This is a genomic window from Paenibacillus sp. BR1-192, from assembly GCF_029542445.1.
Classification (GTDB): domain Bacteria; phylum Bacillota; class Bacilli; order Paenibacillales; family Paenibacillaceae; genus Paenibacillus_AQ; species Paenibacillus_AQ lautus_A.
Genome location: NZ_CP120718.1, coordinates 3,967,898 through 3,990,579, shown reverse-complemented (window position 1 = coordinate 3,990,579; position 22,682 = coordinate 3,967,898). Strand labels below are relative to the sequence as shown.

The following is a 22,682-nucleotide window of genomic DNA, read 5'->3' as shown; positions in this document are numbered from 1 at the left end:
TCACCAATCGTGGTATGAATAGTATTGGCTAAGTCGGTGGCGCTTCGACACCACCACCGTTAGAGAAGGGCCGGACAATGAAAGCAATCGAAGATACAAGTTATTTTATTTTGGAGGATCAATAATGAATCAACGTTTTCGGATCACGAGATCCATGCAACCCAACGCTGGCGATCAGGAGATTTCATTGGAAGAATGCCAACAATATTTTTCATCCAAAGCTGATTTTATTTATCAAACGGAGCTCACTGTGAGAGGGGAAGAGAGCACCATGTCGGTAGAAGGCGATTTCTTTATGTGGAAACATGGGGAAGCCTTGATTCCATTCAGGCACTACATGGGAGAGCTGTATGTCGCCGTTTCCCATCAAGAGCTTGTGCCTCTCATGATCGAAATTGCAACTAATTTGCGGGCGGATATCGTAGAAGGGTAACCGAATGGATCCTGTAAGAGCTTCGTAAGATCATCCGTATTAGATATGTTAGGCTGTAGAGATAAACAGCGAAATGAGAAGCGCCGATGAGCTTGGTTAGAGGATCTTACCGAGTCCATCGGCGCTTTTTTTGCAAAGTCCATTTTAAATGGCGCAGGATGGTTTGGTGTAGGATGCCTGCGACTATCCGCGAATTATTGCCCCAATCCACCAAGTTGATGGCGGCCGTTAAAGCAAACGCAAACGGGCATCGGCGATGCCCAAACGGATAGGGAGGGGCTGAAAGAGAGGGTTGATATTAACCATGTTGACCCTCCTTCAGTATTTGTTTTTCGGCCAGAAAGTTATGCCAGAACATGTAAAGTAACGGCAACCCGATGATTTCTGACTGCCGGTCATTACAGGAGAATATAACCATATGATCGTTCCATTTGTTTGCCTTATCCTTGGTTGATGGTTATCCTGCAGGGCTTGGTGTTTGATCAGGACCTACGAGCGCTTATTTTATGTTGTAAATGCAACAAAAATAGTGTACTATTCTCTTACTGCTTCATTTGAATAAATTCGAGAAGAGCGTGAGTTGCATATATGAAGGACGTACTACGTGAGATTGGTATGATCGCCAGGTCATTGGATTCGATAAGCAATATTGAGTTTAAGCAATACGACCTTACAAAAGGACAGTATTTGTACCTCGTGCGAATATGTGAACACCCAGGAATTATTCAAGAAAAATTATCTGAAATGATAAAGGTCGACCGAACAACAACGGCCCGGGCTATAAAGAAGCTTGAGATGAATGGGTTTATTGATAAGAGAGAAGATCAATATAACAAAAAAATCAAAAAACTGTTTCCTACGGAGAAAGGGAGCCATGTGTATCCATTAATAAAAAGGGAGAACGATTATTCCAATTTGGTTGCACTATCCGGATTCTCTGCAAGCGAAGTAGAAGTCATGTTCGAGCTTCTCCAAAGAATCCGACACAATGTGGAAAAAGACTGGGAGTTTGTTAAAAAGGGTAACAAGCGACACTATTGATGTATTCGAAGGAGGACGAAGCAAAGTGACCATAACTATAGAAAAGTGCACGATTAAAGATCTGGGCTTGCTTCAAGAAATAAGCATTAAAACATTTAACGAGACTTTTAAGGATCAAAATTCGCCTGAAAATATGAAAGCCTACTTAGATAAAGCTTTCCATTTGAATCAATTGGAAAAAGAATTATCGAATATCTTCTCGGAATTCTATTTTATTTATGCTGGCAGGGAAATTGCAGGATATTTAAAAATTAACACCCAGCATGCTCAGTCTGAAGCAATGGGCGATGATTGCCTAGAGATCGAGCGGATCTATATCAAGCAAAGCTTTCATAAACAGGGGCTTGGCAAATATCTAATGAATCAAGCCGTAGAGATCGCGTTGGAACGCAATCTAAGGAAGATCTGGCTAGGGGTTTGGGAAAAAAATGAGAATGCCATTACCTTTTATAATAAAATGGGGTTTGTTCAGACGGGGACCCATGCTTTCTATATGGGGGATGAAGTGCAAACCGATCTTATCATGACCCACACACTTTCGGAAATCAGGCGGCGAGCGCTTTAGACCACACGTAAGACCCACATTACAAAAAAACAGCGAGGACCGCTCGAAGTGAGTGGACGCGTTGTTTTTTTATTTTCACTCGTTATCTTCCGATTCCAACATCTTTTCCGTAATAATCACGCTGCTCTGATAACAACCTTCGCCTCCGAAGCTGACGGCTTCCCAGTTTTTTCAGTATCTATTGACCTTGACGATAGCTTTACCAGCTTAATAGAAATGTTTAAAAAGCCTTTATGATTGCATAGTCCGACCGCATTCCATTCGTGGTATGCGGTTTTTTCAGTATGGAGCCGAGAGTTGACAGAAATGATTTTATATTTTAATATTCATCCATGACGTTAATCGTAAATATTACGAATAACAAATAATACAGAGTCGATCGGCTCGGAAAGAAGAGAACATTACCATGCAAAAAGGGATACATCCAACATTTCAAAAAGTCATATTCCTAGACGCGAGCGTGGGCTATTCATTTCTCAGTGCCTCCACCAAGACTTCGACAGAAACGATGGAGTGGGAAGACGGTCAAACCTACCCCGTGATTCGCGTAGATTCCAGTTCGGCTTCACACCCTTTCTTCACGGGCAAGCAGAAAAATACCGAAATCGGCGGGCGTGTCGATAAGTTCAAGAAACGATTAAGTTATAAACGGTAGAGAGGTTAACGTACCGAATCAGAGAAAGAACGGTCACGTCATGATACTCGATTTATGCAGTGAAGGAGCAGCAGTTGATCATGAGCAAAAGCAATGCAAGCCAGCGTATTCCGCGTGCCAAAGGGATCGATATGGCAACCGTGTATTCACCTAAGGAGTGCGGCAAAAAAGCGAGGCACCTGATTTTGCCGGATTTCAATCAGAGAATTGTGGATGAGTTTATAGCCATTTTGGGGATGAGGGAGGAATTCGAGGAGCATCACGTACCGATACCTAACAAGATCGTCATGTACGGTCCTCCGGGAACAGGTAAAACCTTAACGGCCTTTTATATGGCCAACCTACTGGAGCTTCCACTCGTTCTGACTCGACTGGATGCTATCATCCATAGTCATCTGGGCGAAACGGGGAGCAATATTCGCAAAATCTTCGATTATGCAGACACATTTCCCAGCGTTCTTTTCCTTGATGAGTTCGATGCCATTGCCAGGACGAGGGACAGCAACGATGAAGTGAAGGAGATGGCCCGTGCCGTAAATACATTGCTGCAGTGTCTGGATGATTTTGGGGACAAAAGCATCATGATGGCGGCGACCAATTTGGAGAAGGAATTGGATTAGGCAATATGGCGCAGGTTCGACACGAAGATGACGTATTCCCTGCCGGACTTTGGCAGAAGGCAGCATTATATCGAAATTCTTCTCGGAGATTTCCGGTGTGAGGCGTCAGCGTTGACGGAGGCATGCGACCTGCTTGAAGGGTGCAGCTTTGCCGACATGGAGCAAATTGTATTGAAAGCAAAGCGAAAAGCCATTATTGAACGGCAGCCGCTGCTAAGAAGCCATATAAAAGATTCCTATGATGAATATAACCCTGATCTGGCAAAGGTTTAAGGGGGACGGCTGTCATGCTGCCGAGTTGGAAAAGGGATTAGATTTAGGATACACCGGGTTTCATGCTGAATAAAACAGTTTTTCTGTCACAAGGAAGGAAGAGATGGGGATATGTTATTGTCTTCCATGCGCGACGTTATGTTTGGATACGGGGATCAAGCTGTCGTTGAGAATTTGTCGCTCGACATTCATGGCGGACAATTCATCGGTATATCCGGTCCAAATGGCGCCGCAAAATCAACTTTGCTGAAATTGATGCTTGGTTTGATAAAGCCCTGGAGCGGGTCCATCGTTTTCAAGCGAGTATTGGAGGACGGATCCAGGATATCTGTTGGATATGTTCCGCAGCAAGTGGCCTCGTTCAACGCTGGTTTTCCCAGTAAAGTGATTGAGCTTGTACGATCGGGCCGCTACGGACGACTTGGATTGTTCAAGCGTTTCACATCCGCAGATCATGAGATCGTTGAGCGAAGCCTGAAGGAAGTAGGGATGTGGGAATATCGTTATCGGAGGATCGGCGAGTTATCGGGAGGGCAGAAGCAGCGAATTTGCGTTGCCAGAGCGTTGGCCCAGGAGCCGCAGGTGTTGATTCTAGACGAGCCTACGACAGGGATGGATGTGTCGAGTCGTACGGATCTGTACCGACTATTAAACGATTATGTCAAGGACAAAGGCAACACGGTCATTATGGTCACCCATTCGCTTGATGAAATCGGTCCATATCTGGACCAGGTCGTCCAATTGGAGCGAAAGGAGAATGAGGGATGGCGATGCTCGGTTACGAATTTATGCAGCGCGCGTTTTGGGCAGGAGGCCTGATCGGCGTGATCGGTCCCGTTCTGGGCGTGTTTTTAATGCTCCGGCGCCAGGTTCTCATGGCGGACACACTCTCTCATGTATCCTTGGCGGGAGTCGCATTGGGTTCTTTCTTGAAACTGAATCCCGCACTCAGCGGTTTTGCAATGGCTATGATCGGGGCACTTGTGATTGAACAGCTTAGAAGAGTGTATCGTACATACACCGAGGTTCCGGTTGCCATTATTATGACCTCTGGGCTTGCTCTATCGGTGGTCCTGATGAGCTTGAATCAAAATCTGAGCAAGAGCTTCAGCTCCTATTTGTTCGGATCGATTGTTGCGGTTAGCGATACGCAGCTTCGGCTTATTGCGGTGGTAGCAGCAGTGGGAATGATCTTTTTTGTTGGACTGCGCCGGCCGCTTTATAACTTTGCTTTTGATGAGGAGACCGCTGCGGCATCCGGTATGCGTGTCTCTCTCCTGTCTTTTTTATTCGCCGTGTTTACGGGAATGACGGTTGCCGCCGCCATGCCGGTAGTCGGCGTGCTGTTGGTTTCGGCGTTAATTGTGCTGCCGGCCTCGATCGCACTGCGGATGGCAACAGGTTTTTTAGCAGCCATGGGGATCGCCGTCGTTGTTGGGTTGAGTGGTGTTTTTTCGGGCCTTGCAGCTTCATACTATCTCAATACGCCGCCGGGAGGTACCATTGCCCTGATTCTATTAGGATTTCTAATCATGGCCGTAATCTTTCAAAAATTACTTCGGTTACAAAATCGAAGATCGATACAAAAAATAAATAGAAATAGGAGTCATAAGAATTATGAAGAGATTTAAGCGAGTATTAACCATACTATCCCTATCCGCAGTATTGGCTATTGCAGGCTGCGGCTCGGGAAAAATCGACGGTTACTCATGAGGGAAACGTTTCCTCCGCCAATAACCAAGCGACAGATGCCTCCACAACGGAAACTACAAAGCTGAAAGTTAAAACCAGCTTCTATCCCATGTATGAATTTACTAGACAGGTAGCGGGCGATCTGGCAGATGTGGAGAATTTAATTCCTCCGGGTATTGAAGCGCATGATTGGGAGCCGACACCCCAGGACATGGCGGGAATTTCCGATGCCGATGTGCTGGTGTATAATGGCGCCGGCATGGAAGGCTGGGTGGATCAGGTTCTGGAGAGCATCCAAGGCACCGGGGTATTTGCCATTGAGGCCAGTAAGGGAATAGAGATCATGGAAGGTACCGGTCATTCTCATGATCATGGTGAAGAGGGCGATCACGGCCACGATGAGCATGCCCATGATCATGCTGAAGAGGGCGATCACAGCCATTATGAGCATGCCCATGATCATGCTGAAGAGGGCGATCACGGCCACGATGAGCATGCCCATGATCATGCTGAAGAGGGCGATCACGGCCACGATGAGCATGCCCATGATCATGGTGAAGAGGGGGATCACAGCCACGATGAGCATGCCCATGATCATGAGGATGAGGGGCATCACCATGACCACGGTGGACTGGATCCGCATGTATGGCTCTCGCCGGCCATGGCTGTCAAACAAGTGCGCAACATCGAGGCAGGTTTGGCCAAAGCTGCTCCGGAACATCAAGAGGCATTCAAAGCAAATGCAGATGCTTATGTTAGTAAACTGGAGGCATTGGACAAGGAGTTTCGAGACGGACTGAAAAATGCCAAACGAAAAGACTTCATTACGCAGCATGCTGCGTTCGGGTATCTAGCCAGAGAATACGGTTTGACTCAAGTGCCGATTGCAGGCTTGTCTCCGGACCAAGAGCCCTCGGCTGCTCAAATGGCTGAAGTGATCGAATTTGCCAAGGAGCACAATGTAAAAACGATATTCTTTGAAACGCTTGTGTCGTCAAACGTTGCAGAGACGATAGCCTCTGAGATCGGGGCTTCGACTTCCGTCCTTAATCCGATCGAAGGATTAACCGACGAAGATATCGCGGATAACCATGATTACATTGCCATTATGCGACAAAATCTCGACGCTTTAGCACAGGCTTTGAATGAATAATCGCGAATAGGAAGGGAGGTGTGTTCCAAGTGGCACAAAAATCGAAAGTCGTGAAAGAACGGAAAAGACAACAGATGGTTGCTAAATACGCGCAGAAGCGTAAGGAACTGAAAGAGAAGGGCGACTATGCAGCGCTCCAAAAACTGCCCCGCGACTCCTCCGCGACCAGGCTTCATCATCGCTGTGCGGTCAGCGGTCGGCCAAGAGGTTATATCAGTAAATTTGGCGTTTCACGCATTGTTTTTCGGGAGCTGGCCCATAAGGGGCAAATTCCTGGTATAACGACGTCCAGCTGGTAACTACCTTGTCAACTGCTATTGTTGGACGACAAGAACAGATAAACATGGATAAGCCGCATAAACTGCGGCTTTTTTCATATTTCGTAAATTGGATTTCATTTGATTGACACCCGCATTGCTTCAATGTTACTTTTTAATAATACCCATTTTATGGGTCATCATTTAAGGAGTGTTTTGTATGAGGTTACCCGTGCATGAACGATTCATTGAACAGGCAATAGCGCATTTTCGCCAAGATCAACGATTTGCAGGTTTGCTCGCAGGCGGTTCTATGGTGCACGGCGCTATGGATGAGTACAGTGATTTAGATTTAATTGTGGTTTATCGTAATGAATTCCGAAGTGAGATCATGGAACAACGGCTTCAAATTGCGGAAGGGCTGGGTAACCTGCTGTCGGCATTCACCGGGGAGCATGTTGGTGAGCCTCGTTTGGTTATTTGCCTATACGGCCCCGATCCGCTTCATGTCGACCTCAAATTTGTACAGCCGCAAGAGCTCGAATCTCGAATCGAAGATCCGAGAATTCTATGGGAGAGAGGTTCTGACATTACAACGATACTGAACAAAACGACGATGTCTTTTCCTAACCCTGATCCGCAATGGATTGAAGACCGCTTTTGGGTATGGGTTCATTACGGTGCAACAAAACTAGGGAGAGGCGAGTTGTTTGAAGTAATAGATCTTTTAACATTTATGCGAAGCGCCGTCTTGGGGCCGCTCGTTCTCATGAGTAACGGCCAGCAACCGCGAGGGGTTCGAAAATTAGAGAAATACGGTGTCCAGGAATTAGAGGAGCTTAAAGGAACGATTTCCCTCCACAACTTTGATAGTTGCTACCAGGCTTTAAAGAATTCGATAGCGTTGTACCAAAATTTACGCCAGGCATCGGAAATTGTAACCAAAACGGAAGCAGAACGCATCTCTATCGAGTTTCTTGACCATGTCTATTCAGCCAAACTTCAATAAAAAAGGTCGGACGACAATAAAGGTAAACGCATTTTACTAGGAGTTACATAAATTTTAACAGATGGGATATGGTGTAATGTCGAACTCCGTTGAGTTGGTGAAACCTTCAGTTGCATATAAGAAGGAGTATCTGTCTTTTTACGAAGATTGGATGTCGGATGAACAGGATATTACCCCGTGGGTAGTGAGGAAAGATCCTTCTGATTTTGATTCCATGATCGAATTTTTATATGCGGAGGATACAGAGGAGAAATTACAGAACAAGAGCTTTGTCCCACATTCTACGTACTGGCTTATCGACAGCTATTCAAAAAAAGTAATGGGTGCAGTCAATATTAGACACAGACTTAATGAAAAACTTTTGAATAGCGGCGGGCATATCGGTTACGGAATACGTCCATCGGAAAGAAGAAAGGGCTATGCTTCCGTACTCTTAGCATTAACCCTTGAAATCACGAGAGATATGGGACTAAACAAAGTGCTGCTGGTTTGCGATAAAGGAAATGTGGCATCGGAAAAAACGATTCTGAAGAATGGTGGTCAGTTTGAGTCGGAGTATGTGGAGGAGAATGGGAACGTTGTAAGACGATTCTGGATATTCTTATAGACTCTTTGCATTGAGAGATTTTACCCATCCTAGTCCGGGCTTGAGGGCGATGGATAAAAAGAGGTCGACCAGCAAGCTCTGGTGACCTCAGCTATTGATGTTCTATTCGTTTGTACGAAGCGCTAACAAGCGTTTTAAGTTATCATCTATAAATTGATTATCGGCGCTGTTGATTCCACGTCCGGCAAAATGCCCCCAGATCGACTCAATGGGCTTAAATAGAGCATGAGGTATAAGATTAGCCTCGTATTCATTGTCGTCGGCCGGGCAGAAGAGATCCGTGCTACCCGGCATGATGCAGGCAAGCGCCGAAATGCTTTTGAGCGCTTTATCGAAATCTCCTTCATAGGAGGGGTTCGCACTTATGTCTGCATGTTGACCAGTCCATAACATGGCCAGGACATTGTGCGGATCCATCTTCATAAAGCTGTCTTCCCAGACGCCCTCCATAAATTCTGCCAAAGAGTCAAAACCCATCTCACGATAAAGTCCCTCTCTATAAAACGCCTGCGATACGCCCCACCCGGCATAGACGCGGCCGACGGCGCGCATGTCTGCGGAAGTCAACTTGTTTAGTTTGCTTGAATCGAAGCCGACTGCAGCCATGAGCGGAGCTTTCATTCCTTCCAGGACCACGTACGTTTGGGGGCAAGTCTTGGCAACGCCGGCAAAAGGGGCGATTCGCTCCACCATGTCGGGATAACTCGCACCCCATTGGAATGCTTGAATGCCTCCCATGGACCACCCAACGACAAGAGCGATCTTGTGAATGCCGAATTTTTCGGTCACCAGCCGATGCTGAAATTTAACGTTGTCATAGATGGTTACCTGCGGAAAATGAGCCCGGTCGAATGGGGGAGGCGTGTTGCTGGGGGAGGAAGATAATCCGTTACCCAACAGGTTTGGAACGATAATGAAATATTCACGCGGATCTAAGGCCTTTCCGTTTCCAATCAACCATTCATTCTGTATATGCTGATCTCCAAAAGCAGTTGGATAGACGATGACATTATCTTTCTTCTCATTTAATCGTCCATATGTCTTATAAGCAAGAAAAGCGTCCGGTAACGTCACTCCGGATTGCAAGGTTACGTCACCCAAATCAAAAATTTCATAATCCATCATATCGTTTGCTCCCTTCAAAATGAATCCATATATTTAGAATGTCGTTCTTGTACTCAGTATAGAGTCATGGTACTCTCAATAAAAGTGAATAGAATTCAAAACAGTATTCAATAAAATTGAAAGTAAAAGGGGCATCGTATATGGAATTACGCCAACTGATTACGTTCCGCACGGTGGCGTCCACATTAAATTTCAGTCGTGCTGCGGAAGTGCTGAGTTACGTTCCTTCCAACGTCACGATGCAAATGAAGGCATTGGAGGATGAGCTGGGGGTTCGCCTGTTTGACCGTTTGGGCAAGCAGCTCGTACTCACAACGGCGGGTAAACGATTTTTAACACATGTCCAGAGTGTTCTTGACCAATTGGAAGAAGCTAAAACCGTCGTTCATGACAACGAGGTTCTAAGCGGCACCCTAACGATCAGTGCCAACGAGGTGATTTGCGCCTATCGGCTTCCGGCCGTCTTTCAGTTATTTCGTTCGCGTCATCCGGGCGTGCGTCTCATCTTCCGCTCCGTTCCCAATCAAGAGCTCAAACAAACACTATTTGAAGGAAGCGCGGACGTTGTCTTTATGTTGGACGAGCCCATTCGCTCAAGCGGACTTGCCGTGGAACCCTTGCTGGAAGAAACGTTCCGCTTATTCGCCGCTCCAGACCACCCGCTCGCAAAACGGACTGTGCTGCGGCTCGAAGATTTTCACGAAGAAGTGTTCTTGACGAATGAAAAGGGGTGTCCCTATCGAACCATGTTTGACCGGTCCTTTGAAAAAGAGGGCATTGACAGTATTACGTATTTAGAGTTTCAAAGTGCCGAAGCCATTAAACAATGTGCCATTTCGGGAATCGGCATTGCCTTTCTTCCTGAAATCGTAGCGGAAGCCGAAGTGGAACGAGGGGAACTGGTTGCCCTTCCATGGCAAATTCCGGATTTGCACGTGTATACACAAATGTTGTGGCATAAGGACAAGTGGCTTTCACCAATCATGATGTCGTTCATAGAAGCGGCAAGGGAACTTCTTGCAACAGAGGAGGATAATAGGCCGTAGGAACAAGGTGAAGAATGTCCTCTGCGCCGGTAAGAGGCCGCTCTTCACCTGTAAATGTACTCACCCACTTTATAAAAAAATCCCAACATGTTGAGGTTGGGATTTTTTTTAATAAAGAATGTAATGGGAGCTATATCGGAACTTTAAAAGAAACCGTAGTGCCTTGATTCATCGTGCTCTTGATGACCAGCCCGCTGCCGAAGGTTTGGATCAGACGACGATTCGTGTTGTAGAGACCGATGCCGCCTTTACGATGGTCGGGTGCATTCAGCAGCTGGGCAACCTGGTCGGGTTCCATGCCAAGCCCGTTATCCGTCACTTCAACAACGATAAAGTCCTCTTGCATCGCAATTCTGACCCGTATCGTGCCTCCAAGGGCCCTCTTCATAATGCCGTGCCGAACCGCATTCTCCAATAATGGCTGGATCGCCAGCGGCGGGATGAGGATATTGATATTCCAATCAACTTCCCAGGTCACGTTAAGGCGTTCCCCGTATCGTTCCTTCTCTACGTATAAATAGGCTTGGATAAGCTCAAGCTCCTGCTGCAGCGGTACCAATCGATCCTGATTCCGATAATGGAAGCTGATCTGCAGATAGGAGCTGAAAGCCTCGCCAAGGCTTCGCATGCGATCGATGTCCATTTCGCTAAGCGCCATAATCGAATTCAAGGTGTTGAACAAAAAGTGAGGGTGGATCTGTGCCTGCAAATACGCTGCTTCCATGCGCATGCGATCATCCACCGTATGCTTCAGCGTGATCAGGGAATGGATGCGGTATCTCAATTCTACAGGATCAACCGGCTTCGTCACATAATCATTTGCGCCGGATTGGAAGCCGGCATACACATCGGCCGATTCGCCTCGAGCCGTCAGCAGCAGTACGGGCAGCTCCGAGGCGTTAAAGCGCTCCCTTACGGTGCGGGTGAGCTCGTAGCCGGACATCTCCGGCATCATGACATCCGCTATGAGGAGATCCCACGGCTGCGAGCCGAGAAGCTCGAGCGCTTCGGCTGCCGAGGCAACGACATTCAGGTTGTACGGCTCTGCTGAAAGAATGCCGGCAAGGATGCGCAGGTTTACAGGATCGTCATCCACGGCCAGGATACTGACGGGATGCTCTTTCGACAATAACCTAGTTGGTACCTGCATAGGGGTACCTTCTGTTGCAACGTCCCAGCTGGCTGCGAGTTCTTTGTAGACAGCTGGGTCTACAGCGGGTACGGGAACCTGCTGCGAAGCAGAGTACTCTGCGTTTGTGTCCGCAAGCGGGAGTGTGAATGCAAAAGTCGTTCCTTTCCCTAATTCCGATTCGACCGTCAGCTCGCCGTCATGCAGCTCAACGAGCTCCTTGCTGATGCTAAGCCCTAGACCGATCCCCTTCGCGTCATTTAACCCTTGATTCCCCTGTTCGTACGGAAGAAAAATACGGTTTAGCGTTTGAGGGTCCATCCCGATCCCCGTATCCGTTATCGTGATCGTCATTTTACTGCCCTTGGTAAAGGCGGAGACGGTAACGGAGCCTTTCTCCGTGTATTTGATGGCGTTGTGAATCAGATTGAGCAAAATTTGAACGAGTCGCTTTTCATCCGCCTGTACGGCAGGAAGGGTTTCGGGGATATTCATCTTGAGCTGAACGGGCGCGCCGTCCGTCATAAATTTTACGATATCGAATACCCCGTTCACAACGGAAACCAGGGAAACCCGGCTCGGCTGCAGCTGAATTTGCTTCTCCTGAAGACGGACGGCATCCAGCAGATCATTTAATAAATGCGACATTCGACGGCTGACCGTAATTAACAGGTTCAAATCCTCGCTGCTCTGTTTGCCGAGGGTTTCTTTCTCCCGTTCAGCAAGGCTTATGGCGATATTCATGATTCCGTGCAGCGGCGTGCGCAGCTCGTGAGACGTGTTGGCCAAGAACCGGTCCTTCATTTGATCCGCGAGCTTCAACTTATCGTTGAGTTTGCTGATTTGATGAAGGTTGCGGAAGTATCGCTTAAACCAATAGGCCGAAAACCCGATGATGGCCGCGAGCACGTCCACCGGATAATACACGGCTGGGAGCTCCCAATATTTATTAAGCGCCCCCCATACGGCGCTTGCCAGCACGCCGCTGGCCGACAGCAGCAGGAATATGGAATCATCCTGGCTGTTAAAGACCATTCGGGTAAACAGGAACAGCGACATCAGCATCGGCAGCAGGTAAAAGGCGCCGAACACCCGGTATTCTACGAGCCAGTGAACCCAAGACACAGGAGCGGCAAATACCACGACCGTATATTGGGCTAGAAGCGTGCTGAATGTGATAAACCACACGTTACGTTTTCGGGCGGTAAAGGTGCGGCTCAGCTTCCATATGAAATACGACAGCCACGAATAGGAGAGAAAGGTTGCTTTGACCTCCCATTCATAGTTTAAAGGCACCCATTTCAACAGGAGACTATCGTGTGATGTTACAACGGTTAAAGCGGCCGATACTAGCAGCAGGAAAAAATCGAGCAGCGACCTTTCCCGCGGATTGAATATGTATAGAATGAAGGCGTACAGTCCGTGCAGCATCAGGACGACAAACATAATCAGCTGAAGATCAACGGAAACGCCGTGCTCATCCTGGATTGCCTGGTGCGATCCCAGCTTGATCGGCTTTGCGATTCCGCCTAGGTAAGGATGCTCATAGTTCGCCACGCGTATGATCAGATCGAGCTCGCGAGCATCCCGGTCGGGAACATAATCGACAACGAAAGAGGTGCGGTTCGGCAGATAGGAGGCTTGCCCGGGCTCGCCCGTCCTTCCCATGGAAGCTACCGTTTCGCCGTTAATGTCCACGGTAGCCGCGGATTGAATCTCCTGGATCCAGAACGAGATAGGGGCCGAAAGCGGGCGATCCAGCAATATGCGAAGCCTGTATGTTCCGCTGCCTAACGAAGTTTTTGCCTTATTCGTACGATTGTTATTCCAGTCTCCAGGTACATTTACGTAGGAAAACTCATGAGACGGCTTCATTTCCTGTTCTTTAGCCAGGATGTCGGCGTAGAACTGCCACTCTCCGTCCAGATTGATGGATTTTGAGCCCAACAGATCCCAGCCTCTCAAATCGAGTATGCCATTGGAGACTTTCGGTTGATCTGCAGGAGGGGCATAGGTTTCAAGCCAGAGCCAACGGATCCCCAGTAGCATGCTCAAAAAAACGACAAATGCCGCAATATGCGGGAGTATTTTGATGATTCGAAATCGTTGGTGTTTCTTTGCGAGTATGGTGGTCACCGTTCACGTTCCTTTATAAAAGTCTTACTTCCCAATATACGCAAAAATAAGATAGCCGTACAGCACTATATGTTAGGTTGATAAGGTCTCGGACTTATATCCTTTGCCGAAAAATGATTTGTATGAATGAACTCGGAAGAGCACTCGCGGCCAGCAATGTCTCAATCATGCTAATCCATGACAGAATAATCAAGGTCCGGTCATTTCGATCTCCTTATAATTGTAGATTGGACAGTTCATAACATCATGGAATGTGAGGAGTTTGATCATGCAAGCAAGCGGAGATTTGGGAAACGGCACGTATAGAAACCCGATTTTGGCCGGTGATTATGCGGATCCAAGCGTGGTCAGAGTCGGAGACGATTATTATATGACGCACTCCAGTTTTAAGTTTGCACCGGGGTTATTGATTTGGCACTCTAAAGACTTGGTGAACTGGGAACCCATCGCCAAAGCGTTAACCGATTATGCCGGAGATGTATGGGCGCCTGATTTGACATACTATGAAGACCGGTTTTATATCTATGCTCCCATCAATGAAGAGATCATGGTGCTGACGGCGACGCATCCGCACGGACCTTGGAGTGATCCGCAAAAGGTGGGGGTGCAAGGAATTGACCCGGGACATGTCGCGGATTCCAATGGTAACCGGTATTTGTTTTTTAGCGATGGTTATATGGTAGAACTGGCTGGGGACGGTTTGTCGGCTGTGGGCACTCCGCGCAAAGTGTACGATGGCTGGCCGTTTCCGAAGGAATGGGTCGTGGAAGGAAACTTTATGGAGTCTCCCAAGCTAACGTTTCATAACGGATATTTTTATCTTACCGTGGCGCAAGGAGGAACATCGGGGCCTTCGACTAGCCATATGGTCGCTTCTGCGCGCTCCAAAGAGCCATGGGGGCCATATGAACATTCTCCCCTCAATCCGATCATTCGAACGCAAAGCCGGAATGAACGATGGTGCTCCAAAGGTCACGGCTCATTGGTTGACACCCCGGACGGCGGCTGGTGGATCGTTTATCATGCGTACGAAAAAGGGTACTACACACTCGGCAGGCAAACGCTGCTCGAACCGCTGGAATGGACGGAGGACGGATGGTTCCGCGTCCCGCTTCATTGCAATACAGATGAAGCTATTCCAAAACCGCCGGGAGATGCCGTTCCGCATGGCATGACTTACGGTGAATTTCAAGAAGCGTCCGGCGGGCTGGGGTATCCGTGGAGCTGGTATCAATCCAGCAATGATATTCAATATACGCTGCAGAAGCAAGCGATAACGATCCAAGCTGCTCCCGAGCCGGCGCCCCTGGTTATGATGCCGGAAGACCATTCGTACGCGGCACAGGTGGAGATTGAGCTCTCGGAAGAATCGGAAGCCCAGTTGTTATTGTTCTATAATGGATCGACGTATAGCGGATTCGGCATATCCCAAGAGGGGCTTTATGGGATTATTCGCGGCTGGGAGACGCCATCAAAGCCTTTTCCGCATCGGCGTGTCATCGTTCGTCTTGAAAATAACGAGCATGAAGTCGTCTTCTATTACAGTGCGGATGGATCGGTATGGCATAAATTTGAGCATTCATTCGAAACCTCAGGCTGGCATCATAACACATTGGGCGGATTTCTTGCATTGCGAATCGCTCTCCGGGTGAAAGGTTCCGGCGAGGTTACGTTTAAAAACTTTATCTATCAGAAGCTGTAAATATGAAGCGACGCGCCTTTTACATGGGTGCGTCGCTTCTTCCATTGGCGAGGCGACGAGCTCCATAAATCGCGAACGCAGGATGGTCTGGTAGCCCTGCAGCTTGCTCGCGTATTCCTCAATCATGAAGTCAACAACGGAGGATACGTAATCCAGACTTGAGATCGGCAGGCTCATCATTCGGACTCCCTCCAAAAGCATGGCTTGCAGTGACCTGATTGTCCTTGTCATGCCATGTAAAGAATCTAAAATCAAGGTTGGAGGACTAAAGTGTGAATAATTGGGGAAACGTCAGGTTGATCCTGCTTTACAAGGAAAAAGCCAATCAAGTTGAAAAACCAGCTACCTTGTGTTACGATATACCGGTAATATGTCACACTAATTACCGAGCCGCGGAATGTGGAGAATAATTTTAGTAAAACAGTTGACACTCCATCTACTCTGTAATACAATGTACCTGTAGTAAGTAATACTAAATAGTTCGATTTATAAAAGCTGTTAGGTAAAACATTCCCTTAGTACTATGTTGTACTGAATATTGGTCAGACTAAATAGAGGAGGGACGAAAAAGAGGAGGCTTTGAACATGGAAAATTTAACTGAAATGCTGAAAGGTTCGCTGGAAGGCTGCGTGCTTGAAATTATCAGCCGCCATGAAACCTATGGCTACGAGATTACCCGCCGATTGAACGAGCTTGGGTTTACCGAAGTCGTGGAAGGGACGGTCTACACCATTCTCGTGCGATTAGAGAAGAAGAAACTGGTGAACATCGAAAAAAAACCGTCAGACATGGGACCGCCCCGCAAGTTTTACACGCTTAATGAAGCGGGCCGCCAGGAACTTGAGTTGTTTTGGGAAAAGTGGGATTTTGTATCATCAAAAATCAACGTCTTGAAGTCGACGTAGCATCATAAGATATTCCGTCCGATAAATGGAGTGTCGGGTTCGGTTTTATAAAAAAGGAGGAACCATAACATGATGGAAATATTCAAAAAAATGATCGGCGATAAAAAAGAATACAAGATGATGATGGCGCGCGTTGAAGCCCTGCCAGAAGACTACCAGTATGTATTTAAGAAGATTCAAAATTACATGTGGAATTTCTCCTCAGGCAACGGGATGGATATGCTGCATATGCAGTATGAATTAATTGAGTTGTTCGAAGCCGGTGCGGCGGAAGGCAGACAAGTGCTGGAAATCACGGGGGACGACGTGGCATCCTTTGCCGACGAGCTGGTTGCTAACGCTAAAACCTATGTCACGAAGTATCGTGAAGATTTGAATCAGAGCATCATGAAACGATTGGGTAAGAAATAAATTCATTACAATAATACCGACTGATTAGCTGGTTACGCGTGTGAATTGCCACCTTCGCTATTCAGTTATATTTTTAGTCCAGTAGTAAGTAGTACAGATTATCAGTCAGACTAACTAGTTGCGTTAATTAACCGTAAGTTTCGGAATTCTCAAGTGCGGCCTAATCGAGCTTATTATAAGGAGGAAAAAATATGAGCAATGCGGCGATTTCAGTAAAAGGGTTAAAAAAATCCTTTAAAGACAAGCAAGTCTTAAAAGGGGTGGATTTTGAAGTGCGGCGCGGCGAAATTTTCGCGCTGCTGGGCTCCAATGGAGCGGGCAAGACGACGACGGTCAACATCCTCTCGACGCTGATGAAGCCCGATGGCGGCGAAGCGAGCATTTGCGGCTCTGACGTCCAACGTCAACCGGATCATGTTCGCCAGAGCATCAGCCTGACAGGTCAGTTTGCAGCTATAGACGGCATGAACACAGGAAGGGAAAACCTCATTATGATCGCCAAGCTGAGGGGAGTTCCCAATCCTGCGCAAGTCGCTGACAATCTGCTTGCCAAATTCAGCCTGACCGATGCGGCGGGCCGCCGGGCGGACCAATATTCAGGCGGGATGAAGCGCCGGCTTGACATCGCCATGAGCCTGATCGGGAGTCCAGCCGTCATTTTTCTCGACGAACCGACCACAGGACTTGACCCTGAAGCACGAATTGAAGTCTGGAATACCGTCAAGGAGCTTGCCGGCAGCGGCACGACCATCTTGCTGACGACCCAGTACCTGGAGGAAGCCGAGCAACTGGCGGACCGTATCGCCATCCTGCATGGCGGAAAAATCATCACGACCGGTACCCTAGCCGAACTCAAAGAGATGTTCCCGCCGGCAAAAGTAGACTATATCGAGAAGCAGCCGACATTGGAGGAAATTTTCCTTGCCATCATCGGCAAAAAGGAGGAAATGTAAATGAAAAGCAAAACAGGGGTATTATTGGGGCGTTTAATGCGCAACATCATGCGCAGCCCGGATACGATTATCACGGTGGCGATTACGCCGATAATGATGATGCTGTTGTTTGTCTACGTATTTGGCGGCGCCATAGAGACAGGCACGGCCAACTACGTCAATTATTTATTGCCGGGAATCTTGCTGATGGCTATCGCATCCGGCGTCTCTTATACTGCCTTCCGGCTGTTCGGAGATGTAAAGAGCGGGCTGATGGCGCGTTTCATTACCATGCCGATCAAACGCTCGTCGGTATTGTGGGCTCATGTGTTGACATCGCTTGTTTCCAATGCGCTTACGGTCGTGGTGGTTTTCCTCGTCGCGCTATTGATGGGCTTCCGTTCCGGCGCTAATATCCTGGATTGGCTCGCGGTAACAGGGATACTCGGGTTGTTTACGCTGGCGCTGACATGGCTGGCGGTCATTCCCGGCTTGACAGCAAAGACGATGGAAGGGGCGACGGCCTTCTCGTACCCGCTGATATTCTTGCCGTTTATCAGTTCGGCCTTTGTCCCCACCGAAACCATGCCTAAAATTGTGCGTGCGTTCGCTGAGAACCAGCCCGTGACTTCCATCGTGAATGCGATTCGTGCCCTCTTGCATGAAGGATCTGTCGGCAACGATATCTGGATCGCGCTTGCCTGGTGCGTCGGCATCATGGTCATCGCTTACTTTTTCGCTAATAAAGCCTTTAAACGCCAGTTAGGTTAAATACACCTAGCCTCCTTAGATGATCGGAGAACAGGTAACATCTTTCATCGAACAGAATGGCCATGGATACTGTAAAAGCCGCGTGAATGAAGTGACCCCCAAAAGTTAGACACGGTTATTTCATTAGGCAGCTTTCTCAAAATGAGTTCGGTACTGTACCGGACTCATTTTTAATTTTGCCTTTAACCGTTTGGTATTGTAGTATTCAATATATTTTTTCAGTTCTTCCTTAAAATGTTCCACACTTTCAAACTCTTTGTAGTACAGAAACTCCGACTTGAGAATGCCGAAGAAATTCTCTATGACGGCATTGTCGTAACAATTCCCTTTTCGTGACATGCTTTGGAGAACGCCTCTCGACTTAAGCGCATGGCGATACGGCTTCATTTGGTAATGCCATCCTTGATCTGAATGAAGGAGAAGTTGGTGTTCTTCCGGCAGACGCTTCAGTCCTGCATCCAGCATCTCGGATACCAGAGAATAGATTGGTCGTGAACCCATGGTATAGGTGATAATTTCCCCGTTGAATAAGTCCAAAATGGGCGATAGATACAGCTTTTCTCCAAATAACTTAAACTCCGTAATGTCCGTCACCCATTTCTCATTTGGCGCCCCAGCCGTGAACTGGCGGTCCAGATGATTCGGTGCAATCTTGCCGACGGTCCCTTTATATGACTTATACTTTTTCATGCGAACCAGGCATTGAAGGCCCATCTTCTTCATGAGCCTCTGAACCTTTTTGTGGTTAACTTTCCACCCTCGGACTGCCAGTTCATCACGAATACGGCGATATCCGTAACGTCCATCATGTTCCACGTAAATGGACTGGATTTCAGCCCCCAACTCGGCATTCGGATCTGGTTGGTTCATACGCTTTATAAGGGTGTAATAGGTGCTGCGCGGGATACCAGCCAGCTGTACGAGTGCCTTCACCGGATATTTATGCCTTAGTTGCCAGACGGCTTGTGCTTTGTCTTGTTTGGTGATTTTTCCTTGTTTCGAACTAAGGCATTCAACTTTTTTAGATACTCATTTTCCATTTCAAGCTGTTTGATACGTTCTTCGAGTGCTTCGACAGACCCTTCAACTACGGATCGTTTGGTAGGTGAATTGGAATTTTTCTTCATGGATGGACGCCCTTTCTTTTTTGGCTCAAGGGCTTCTAAACCGCCTGTCTCCATCTTTCTCTGCCAGGAATACAACATGGAGAAGTCCGGAAGCATAAACAAAGCAGCGGTATCCATGAGAGAAGCGTCTGATTGAGCCATATGATTGAGTACGTCCAGTTTAAAGCTTGCAGGATAATTTGTATAGCCGTTAGTAAAGGCAGTCTCACCATGCATCTCATAGAGCTTCAACCAATATTGGAATTGAGACTTGGTAACACCCATTTGATTTGCGTATTCTGTCTGAGATAGAAGATCAGAGTCATACCCTTGAATTAATGTCAATTTGCTATCCTTAGTAAATTTAGTCATAAAAAACTGCACCTCCAACTGTTAGATGTGTCTAACAATTGGGGTGCAGTTCAGAAATGCGGCTTTTTTTGTTTGAAGTAAATGCCTTCACTTGAAAAATTGTATATATCTCATCATTTGGGATATGCCGTTCATTTGCTTTTCCAGTTGCTCATTCAGCTTCTGAAGAGCCACTTTGAAGGAGCGTTCAATCGTAGTTAGATCATGTGTCTCTAAAGCTTCAAGCAGCTGTTTCATGCTTTCAATGAAAAAGACGGTTTTCCTTAAACTGCTTAGCACTATAATCTTTTTTAATTCCTGGGACGTAAAGACTCGATATCCGTTTTCCGCGTTTCGCTTAGCGCGAATAAGCCCCTCCTTTTCCCAATGTCGAATAGCGGAGGGGTTAACGCCGGCGATCACGGCGACCTCCCCGATTTTCATTTCATCCGTGACCTGAATATTTTTATACTTGGAGAAATCCGTTTGATGGATGAGCCTCATAACCTCCTCGACTCGCTGCTTCTCTACCTGGATGTTGTACTGTTGCACATTGATCATCCAAAGTGCTTGTTCAACATGACCTTTCTTTAATAAACTCATGACCTCGTAGGCGATAGGCAGATCGAATCCTTGGACCAAGGATCGTAAGGCAAGGAAAGCTTGATCATGGAGCGGCGTGTAATATCTTCTGTTGCTTGAAGTCCGAGGTACGTCAGGCACCAAGCCGAGAGTTTCATATCTTCGCAAGGTAGTGGTGCTGACCTGAAGTTTCTTGGCCATCTGTTTCGGTGTAAAGGTTCTGTCCATTTGCGTGCACCTTCCTTAAAGTCAAACTCTAAAGTACGGCAACAATATTATAAGAGACAATGACCCTCCCCACAAGGATTCCCGGTATATCAAGCGAAATCTTGCATGAATGTTATATGATCGAAGCAGGAACGCAACATGGAGGAGGTAAAGGTCATGGAAAAAGGGAATTATGCTTTAGTGTCATATCGCAACCTAAAGGCCGGCGAATTCATTACGTTCGGCACGTATCCGCAGTCTATGGACGGCAAAGAACGGGCGATTACTTGGCGTGTTCTTCAAAACTCAGGGAGCGAGCTGTTGGTATTGAGCGAATATATTTTGGACTGCAAAAGGTATCAGGGCAAGCGTGCGGATCTGACGTGGCGTGATTGCATGGATATATCTTGGCATGACTGCGACTTGCGCGAGTGGCTGAATCATGAATTCTATAACGTCGCATTCAATGCTTCGGAGAAAGAACTCATCAAGACGACGCATTGCACGGACAACGGAAAGGGCTGCCCGGATACGGAGGATAAGGTTTTTCTGCTCAGCGTTGCCGAACTAAACGATGTATCTGAGACTCACGGCAAGGATTGGAGACGCGCTGTCGGAACCGATTATGCCAAAACGATTAAGCCCGATGGATGCAGCTTATATGTATATGATAAAACGAACAAAGACAACTATATGATCATAGACGGCAAAGAAGCTGGCTGTTCCTGGTGGTGGCTGCGGACGCAAGGAAACAAGCCTTCGCGTGCCTATTTTATAGGGACAGGCTGCAGTGCTCGCAGCTACGGAAATAACAGTATTGACGGTTATGGCGTACGCCCTGCTTTAAATTTGGATCTATCATAATCGAAATGGAATAGGAGAACTTTCCGGAAGAAATATCGAAACACACACTTTTCGAGGAGGTAAGACATGGATTGCACTTCCCAGCTAGAAGCGGCGTTCAAAGTAAAACGGTGGCCCAAACATACTATAGCGGCGGGTCGACGTCATTCCGTGGCTCTTACATCGGACGGCACGGTCACGGCCGCAGGAGATAATCATTATGGCCAATGCGATGTCAGCGGCTGGCGCGATATCGTAGCGGTCGCGGCCGGGAATGTCCATATGGCAACGAATACGGGGAATGCTCATACCATCGGTCTTAGATCGGACGGTACGGTGGCGGCCGTGGGTTGGAATAAGCATAATCAATGCGATGTCAGCGGGTGGCGCGATATGGTTGCGGTAGCGGCAGGCTGGCGTCGCACCGTCGGTCTTCAATCCGACGGCGCAGTGGTGGCTGCGGGACGAAATAATGAAGGTCAATGCAGTGTAGGCGGCTGGCTCGACATCGTGGCGGTCGCCGCAGGTGACTGGCATACGGTCGGTCTAAAAGCGGACGGGACGGTAACGATCGTGGGGAATAATCGGTACGGCCAATGCAATGTAAGCAGCTGGCGCAACATCGTGGAAGCATCGGCGGGCTACCTTCATACCGTCGGGCTTCAATCGGACGGCACGGTGGCCGCCGTGGGTTTAAATAAGCACGGCCAGTGCGATGTAATCGGTTGAGAGCGGCATAGTGGCGGTAGCGGCGGGGAGTTATCATACCATCGGTCTTAAATCCGACGGTACGGTCATTGCCGCGGGCTGGAATCAGCATGGCCAATGCAATGTAAGCGGCTGGCGTGATATTGTAGCGGTAGCGGCGGGATGCGCTCATACGCTCGGCCTTCAATCGGACGGCACGGTCGTAGCCGTGGGTGATAATGAATATGGCCAATGCGACGTAAGCGAATGGCGCGGCATCAAGCTTCCCGGCAGGCAGTTTTAATGTTAATTGCTTAACTTTTAGGAATGGATCATAGACTTTTGGCAAAAATTCGATGCAGCAAGAAGTCGGAATGTGTAGTCACGGTTAAATAGCAAGGCAAAAACAGGCGGCACCAAATGGAATGTTTGGTGCCGCTTTA

At 47.7% G+C, this 22,682-nt stretch carries 20 protein-coding genes and 3 pseudogenes; 19 read left to right on the top strand and 4 right to left on the bottom strand.

The annotated features are described in order from the left end of the window. Positions 1-124 precede the first annotated feature (124 nt). The 11 genes and pseudogenes from P0X86_RS17660 to P0X86_RS17610 all read left to right on the top strand — a co-directional run bounded on the left by P0X86_RS17660 (position 125) and on the right by P0X86_RS17610 (position 8,305). On the top strand, positions 125-433 hold the full coding sequence (locus P0X86_RS17660) for a hypothetical protein (RefSeq protein ID WP_277746048.1): 309 nt from the start codon (positions 125-127) through the stop codon (positions 431-433). Between the two features lie 588 nt (positions 434-1,021). Next, positions 1,022-1,474 carry a MarR family winged helix-turn-helix transcriptional regulator gene (locus P0X86_RS17655; RefSeq protein WP_277746047.1) on the top strand — a complete coding sequence of 151 codons (453 nt, stop codon included), beginning with the start codon at positions 1,022-1,024 and terminating at the stop codon, positions 1,472-1,474. Positions 1,475-1,499: 25 nt separating this feature from the next. Then, complete coding sequence (gene paiA / locus P0X86_RS17650) at positions 1,500-2,039, top strand: spermidine/spermine N(1)-acetyltransferase (protein WP_277746046.1); 540 nt, start codon at positions 1,500-1,502, stop codon at positions 2,037-2,039. A gap of 406 nt (positions 2,040-2,445) precedes the next feature. Beyond that, entirely contained in the window at positions 2,446-2,694 is a 249-nt protein-coding gene (locus P0X86_RS17645) for a type B 50S ribosomal protein L31 (RefSeq protein ID WP_096773980.1), read from the top strand. An 80-nt stretch (positions 2,695-2,774) separates the two neighbouring features. Then, positions 2,775-3,587 (top strand): annotated as a pseudogene (locus P0X86_RS17640) (AAA family ATPase). Between the two features lie 111 nt (positions 3,588-3,698). Beyond that, on the top strand, positions 3,699-4,406 hold the full coding sequence (locus P0X86_RS17635) for a metal ABC transporter ATP-binding protein (RefSeq protein ID WP_277746045.1): 708 nt from the start codon (positions 3,699-3,701) through the stop codon (positions 4,404-4,406). After that, positions 4,352-5,218: a metal ABC transporter permease gene (locus P0X86_RS17630; protein ID WP_192571677.1), complete on the top strand. Its 867-nt coding sequence runs from the start codon at positions 4,352-4,354 to the stop codon at positions 5,216-5,218. The genes P0X86_RS17635 and P0X86_RS17630 overlap by 55 nt, the downstream gene beginning before the upstream one ends. Continuing rightward, positions 5,205-6,432: pseudogene (locus P0X86_RS17625) on the top strand (metal ABC transporter substrate-binding protein). The gene P0X86_RS17630 and the pseudogene P0X86_RS17625 overlap by 14 nt, the downstream one beginning before the upstream one ends. Positions 6,433-6,461: 29 nt before the next feature. After that, positions 6,462-6,731, top strand: a complete 270-nt coding sequence (rpsN, locus tag P0X86_RS17620; protein WP_277746044.1) for a 30S ribosomal protein S14 — start codon at positions 6,462-6,464, stop codon at positions 6,729-6,731. 178 nt (positions 6,732-6,909) lie between these two features. After that, entirely contained in the window at positions 6,910-7,698 is a 789-nt protein-coding gene (locus P0X86_RS17615) for a nucleotidyltransferase domain-containing protein (RefSeq protein WP_096773974.1), read from the top strand. A gap of 76 nt (positions 7,699-7,774) precedes the next feature. Continuing rightward, positions 7,775-8,305, top strand: a complete 531-nt coding sequence (locus P0X86_RS17610; RefSeq protein WP_277746043.1) for a GNAT family N-acetyltransferase — start codon at positions 7,775-7,777, stop codon at positions 8,303-8,305. Between the two features lie 102 nt (positions 8,306-8,407). Here P0X86_RS17610 and P0X86_RS17605 read toward each other — a convergent pair whose 3' ends face one another. After that, entirely contained in the window at positions 8,408-9,427 is a 1,020-nt protein-coding gene (locus P0X86_RS17605) for an alpha/beta fold hydrolase (RefSeq protein WP_277749050.1), read from the bottom strand. A gap of 143 nt (positions 9,428-9,570) precedes the next feature. On the opposite strand from P0X86_RS17605, the gene P0X86_RS17600 reads away from it, so the two are divergent. Then, positions 9,571-10,476, top strand: a complete 906-nt coding sequence (locus P0X86_RS17600; protein ID WP_192571682.1) for a LysR family transcriptional regulator — start codon at positions 9,571-9,573, stop codon at positions 10,474-10,476. Positions 10,477-10,606: 130 nt separating this feature from the next. Here the strand turns inward: P0X86_RS17600 and P0X86_RS17595 are convergent, their stop codons facing one another. Further along, a complete protein-coding gene (locus P0X86_RS17595; RefSeq protein WP_277746042.1) occupies positions 10,607-13,741 on the bottom strand; it encodes an ATP-binding response regulator in 3,135 nt (1,044 codons plus the stop codon). A 268-nt stretch (positions 13,742-14,009) separates the two neighbouring features. Here P0X86_RS17595 and P0X86_RS17590 point away from each other — a divergent pair, with 268 nt between their 5' ends. From P0X86_RS17590 to P0X86_RS17565, 5 genes are all read left to right on the top strand, one after another. Further along, positions 14,010-15,443 carry a family 43 glycosylhydrolase gene (locus P0X86_RS17590; RefSeq protein ID WP_277746041.1) on the top strand — a complete coding sequence of 478 codons (1,434 nt, stop codon included), beginning with the start codon at positions 14,010-14,012 and terminating at the stop codon, positions 15,441-15,443. A 585-nt stretch (positions 15,444-16,028) separates the two neighbouring features. Further along, positions 16,029-16,349, top strand: coding sequence for a PadR family transcriptional regulator (locus tag P0X86_RS17580; RefSeq protein ID WP_015735658.1), 321 nt, complete (start codon positions 16,029-16,031; stop codon positions 16,347-16,349). Between the two features lie 69 nt (positions 16,350-16,418). Continuing rightward, a complete protein-coding gene (locus P0X86_RS17575; RefSeq protein WP_192571685.1) occupies positions 16,419-16,760 on the top strand; it encodes a DUF1048 domain-containing protein in 342 nt (113 codons plus the stop codon). A 191-nt stretch (positions 16,761-16,951) separates the two neighbouring features. Continuing rightward, positions 16,952-17,713 carry an ABC transporter ATP-binding protein gene (locus P0X86_RS17570; protein ID WP_277746040.1) on the top strand — a complete coding sequence of 254 codons (762 nt, stop codon included), beginning with the start codon at positions 16,952-16,954 and terminating at the stop codon, positions 17,711-17,713. Next, positions 17,714-18,463, top strand: a complete 750-nt coding sequence (locus P0X86_RS17565; protein ID WP_009592402.1) for an ABC transporter permease — start codon at positions 17,714-17,716, stop codon at positions 18,461-18,463. Between the two features lie 123 nt (positions 18,464-18,586). Here the strand turns inward: P0X86_RS17565 and P0X86_RS17560 are convergent. After that, positions 18,587-19,941, bottom strand: a protein-coding gene (locus P0X86_RS17560; RefSeq protein WP_277746004.1) for an IS3 family transposase whose coding sequence is annotated in 2 segments (ribosomal slippage) — positions 18,587-19,488 and positions 19,488-19,941 — 1,356 coding nt in all. Because the reading frame shifts where the segments join, the coding sequence is not laid out codon by codon here. A gap of 87 nt (positions 19,942-20,028) precedes the next feature. After that, positions 20,029-20,730: a MerR family DNA-binding transcriptional regulator gene (locus tag P0X86_RS17555; protein ID WP_277746039.1), complete on the bottom strand. Its 702-nt coding sequence runs from the start codon at positions 20,728-20,730 to the stop codon at positions 20,029-20,031. 156 nt (positions 20,731-20,886) lie between these two features. Between P0X86_RS17555 and P0X86_RS17550 the strand changes: the two genes are divergently transcribed. After that, on the top strand, positions 20,887-21,573 hold the full coding sequence (locus P0X86_RS17550) for a DUF6273 domain-containing protein (protein ID WP_277746038.1): 687 nt from the start codon (positions 20,887-20,889) through the stop codon (positions 21,571-21,573). Positions 21,574-21,639: 66 nt separating this feature from the next. Further along, a pseudogene (locus tag P0X86_RS17545) lies at positions 21,640-22,543 on the top strand (RCC1 domain-containing protein). Positions 22,544-22,682 lie beyond the last annotated feature (139 nt).